The sequence below is a fragment of the Kitasatospora sp. NPDC091257 genome (assembly GCF_044757675.1).
GTDB lineage: Bacteria > Actinomycetota > Actinomycetes > Streptomycetales > Streptomycetaceae > Kitasatospora > Kitasatospora lactacystinica.
Genome location: NZ_JBIVVI010000767.1, coordinates 1 through 4,446 on the forward strand (window position 1 = coordinate 1; position 4,446 = coordinate 4,446).

The 4,446-nt window shown below is 70.6% G+C and carries 1 protein-coding gene and 1 pseudogene; both read left to right on the forward strand.

What is annotated here, in order from left to right:
- Window positions 1-448: 448 nt before the first annotated feature.
- Complete coding sequence (locus tag ACIQOV_RS29120; RefSeq protein ID WP_401053531.1) at window positions 449-2,650, forward strand: M4 family metallopeptidase; 2,202 nt, start codon at window positions 449-451, stop codon at window positions 2,648-2,650.
- 300 nt (window positions 2,651-2,950) lie between these two features.
- Window positions 2,951-4,446: pseudogene (locus ACIQOV_RS29125) on the forward strand (hypothetical protein); the annotation flags it as partial.

Below are 4,446 nucleotides of genomic sequence, written 5' to 3' on the forward strand. Positions count from 1 at the left end.
CCAGGAGATCTACAACCAGAAGACCCAGCCCAACGTCAAGGGCACCCGCCCGTAGACGTCACACCGCACGCACGCTGGTGGGGCCGTCGCCGGCGCCGGTCTGTTTTCCCCCGCATTACCCGTCTTCTGACGGTGGATTACCTCGACATTACGTCTATGACGAAGCATTCCGGCCAACTTGTCGCCGCACGGGTGACGTGTTTCCAACAAAGATGGCACTGTACCGTCCCATCGCCGCAGCGGCCCTTGCAGTCGCACGCGCACCACCCGCTGCGGTGATCACGTGGAGGTTGTCCCCCACTCGAACCACCAGCTCTACCGGGCGGCACCATCCCTGCCCTCCCGGCTGACTCCGGCCGCACCCGCGCGGCCGTCGCAGAAGGAGTTCAGTGTGAATCGATCCTCCCGAAAGACCACCGGCGCAGGCGCGTTGACAGTCGGCGCCGCGATGATCGTGGCTGTTCTGACATCCGGTGTCGCCATCGCCGACGAGACTCCCGCCCAGGCCCCCGCCGAGGCCCGGGCCACCGCCGGCGCGCTGCCGGTGCAGCTGTCGCCGGAGCAGCGCGGTGAGTTGCTGGCCTCGGCGGACGCGTCGCTGGCGGAGACCGCCAGGTCGCTGAAGCTGGGGTCGAAGGAGGCACTGGTCGCCAGGGGCGTCACCAAGGACGCCGACGGCAGCGTGCACACCCGCTACGAGCGGACCTTCGACGGACTGCCGGTGCTCGGCGGCGACCTGGTCGTCCACACCGCCGCGGACGGCTCCACGAAGGGCGTCACCAAGGCCACCGAGGCGGACATCGCCGTCGACACCACCGCCAAGGAGAGCGCGGAGGCGGCGAAGGGCCTCGCGCTCGACAGCGCCGGCAGCGCGAAGGTCGCGGAGCCGGCGGCCGACAGCGCCCGCAAGGTGGTCTGGGCCGCGTCCGGCACCCCGCGCCTCGCGTGGGAGACGGTGGTCACCGGCACGCAGGAGGACGGCACGCCGTCCGAGCTGCACGTCATCACCGACGCCAACTCCGGCAAGAAGATCTTCGAGTACCAGGGCGTCGAGACCGGCGTCGGCAACAGCAAGTACTCGGGCCAGGTCACCATCGGCACCTCGGCGGCGGCCGGCGGCGGCTTCGCGTTGACCGACAACACCCGCGGCGGCCACAGCACCTACGACCTGAACGGCACCAGCTCCACCAAGAAGCTGTTCACCAATCCGACCGACACCTGGGGCGACGGCACCGTCGCCAACCGGCAGACCGCCGCCGTGGACGCCGCCTACGGTGCCCAGCTCACCTGGGACTACTACAAGAACGTCCACGGCCGCAACGGCATCAAGGACGACGGCGTCGGCGCCTACACCCGGGTCCACTACGGCAACAACTACGTCAACGCGTTCTGGTCCGACAGCTGCTTCTGCATGACCTACGGCGACGGCGCGGGCAACGTCAAGCCGCTGACCTCCATCGACGTCGGCGCCCACGAGATGACCCACGGCGTCACCTCGGCCACCGCGAACCTGGTCTACAGCGGTGAGTCCGGCGGCCTGAACGAGGCCACCTCGGACATCATGGCCGCCGCCATCGAGTTCTGGGCCGACAACCCCGAGGACAAGGGCGATTACCTGGTCGGCGAGAAGATCGACATCAGGGGCGACGGGAGTCCGCTGCGCTACATGGACAAGCCCTCCAAGGACGGTCGCTCCAGGGACTACTGGTCGTCCGACCTCGGCTCCGTCGACGTGCACTACTCCTCCGGCCCGGCCAACCACTGGTTCTACCTGGCCTCCGAGGGCAGCGGCAGCAAGACCGTCAACGGCGTGGCCTACGACTCCCCGACCTCCGACGGCCTGCCGGTGACCGGCATCGGCCGGGACGCGGCCGCCAAGATCTGGTACCGGGCGCTGACCACCTACATGACCTCGTCGACCAACTACGCGGCGGCCCGCACCGCCACCCTGCAGGCCGCCGCCGACCTGTACGGGCCGACCAGCGCGACCTACATGAACACCGCCAACGCCTGGGCGGCCATCAACGTCGGCCCGCGCGTCGTCGACGGCCTCCTGCTGGACCCCGTCGCCAGCCAGATCACCGCGATCGGCGCCCCCGCCGATCTCCAGATCAAGGCCGCCAACTTCAACCCCGGCATCGTCACCTACCACGCGACCGGCCTCCCCGAGGGCCTGACGCTCCACCCGGTCACCGGCCGCGTCACCGGCGTTCCGGCCCTCACCGGCACGTACACGGTCACCGTCACCGCCAAGGCCTCCCACCACAGCAGCCTCGCGACGACGTTCACCTGGAAGGTCTCCCGGGGCATCTTCGCGAACACCACCCCCGTGTCGATTCCGGACGGGGGCCCTGCGATCTTCTCGGACATCGTCATCGACCGGATTCCGGGCCGGGCGCCGAGCGACCTCAAGGTGGGCGTGGACATCAAGCACACCTGGCGCGGTGACCTGGTCGTCGACCTGGTCGGCCCGGACGGCACGGTGTACTCGCTGAAGAAGAGCAACCTCGGCGACTCGGGCGACAACGTCATCGAGACCTACACGGTCGACGCCTCCGCCCAGCTCGCCAACGGCACCTGGCGGCTCCGGGTGCAGGACATGTACCGCACCGACTCGGGCCGCATCGACGGCTGGAAGCTCATCTTCTGACCGTGTCGGCACCGGGCACTGAGCACCGGGCACTGGGCACTGACCTCTGAGGTGATCCGGTCGGCGAAGGCACTCACTTCGCCGACCGGATCACCTCTTGGCCGTGCGGCACGGTCCGTCGCCAGGCTCCGGACCACCCCGGCTGGAACCGGCGCCGCCGTCGCCCGCGGTTCGAACGCGCTGAATATTTTCGCAAGATGTTTCTGTTATTGCCGGTCGTCCCGCGTGCTCTCCGGAGTGTCGGAAGGCCCGGACCCCTTCACCACAGGGTCCGGGTCGTCGCACGAGGAAAGGAACGCGATGGGACACCGGAGCACCGAGCTTCGCCGGCGCAAGCGCCGCAGGCTCACCCGCAGGAGCGCACTGGTCGCCGCGGCGGTGGCGGCAGGGCTGCTGGCGGGAACGCTCGGCATCCGCACCGCGCTGGAGCCGGCGGCCCTGAACGGCGCCGTCACGGCCGCGGCCGACGGGGTCGACGGTTCGGGGACGCAGGCCGGGCTGGTCGGCTACGACGGCGGACCGGGGGAGACCGGCACCGCCGAGGGGGCCACCCAGGCGCCCGCCCCGAAGCGGGACCAGAAGGCCGCGCCGCTCAAGGCGATACCCAAGGACGAGCCCGAACGCGGCCTGGTCTACGCCGGATTGAGCCTGCCGGGCAGCGACCGCTGCGGCGGCACGCTGGAGGTCACCGGCAGCACCCAGTGCAGCCACGGCCCGGACGTGCCGCCCAAGGGCGTGGACATCCGCCAGGACGTCCCGCCGGTCGCGGCCCCGGCCGCTCGGACGCCCGCGCTCACCCCCGCGGCCGGAGCCCAGGCACCCGCCGCCGCCGACCTGCTGAAGGGCTCCACGCCCGTCCTGGACGCCACGCAGAAGGCACTGCTCGGCGGCGCCGGCACCGCCGCGGACGCTGCCCCGGCCGGAGCGGCCGTGCCCGCCGGGTCGAAGCTGGTCTGCGAGGGCGACGGCAGCAGCGGCAACCGCGTCCAGGTGGTGTACGTCCACGGCCCGGGCAACGACCGCTTCGCCCAGTACCTTGCCTCGTTCAAGAAGTGGTCCGCCGACGTCGACGTCATCTACAACGCCAGCGCCGCGGAGACCGGCGGCGAACGGCACGTCCGCTTCGTCACCGAGTCCGACTGCAGCGCCTCGGTGCTGAACGTGCAGATCTCCGACGCCGAGATCCAGGACTTCAACGCGAGCAACCGGGCCCTCGCCGCGCAGGGGTTCAACCGCAAGGACCGCAAGTACATGATGTTCACCGACGCCAAGGTGTACTGCGGGATCGGCACGTTCGCCGGCGACGAGCGCCCCGGCCAGGACAACCTGAGCAACTTCGGTCCCTCGTACGGCCGGACCGACTCCGGGTGCTGGAGCGGCAGCACCGCCGCCCACGAACTCGGCCACAACCTGGGCGCGGTGAACAACAGCGCGCCCAACTCCAGCAAGGCCGGGCACTGCGTCGACGAGTGGGACGTGATGTGCTATTCGGACGCCCCCGACTACCCGCAGATGCGGACCGTCTGCCCGGACCGCGCCCATGACGACCGGCTCGACTGCAACCACGACGACTACTACAGCACCTCCCCGTCGCCGGGCAGTTACCTCACCACGCACTGGAACGTCGCCAACAACCGCTTCCTCATCGCCGGTGGCGGCAGCGGCCCCGACCCGACGCCCACCCCGCCTCCGACCGGCACGCCGACCCGCACGCCCTCGCCGTCCCCGACGCCCACCGGCAGCACCACCCCCACGCCGACCGGCTCCCCGTCGCCGACCGCGACCGCGACCCCGAC

Bases quoted from the DNA above. Each gene is read 5' to 3' on its own strand.
- ACIQOV_RS29120 (WP_401053531.1), top strand. From the start codon at position 449: ATGATCGTGGCTGTTCTGACATCCGGTGTCGCCATCGCCGACGAGACT.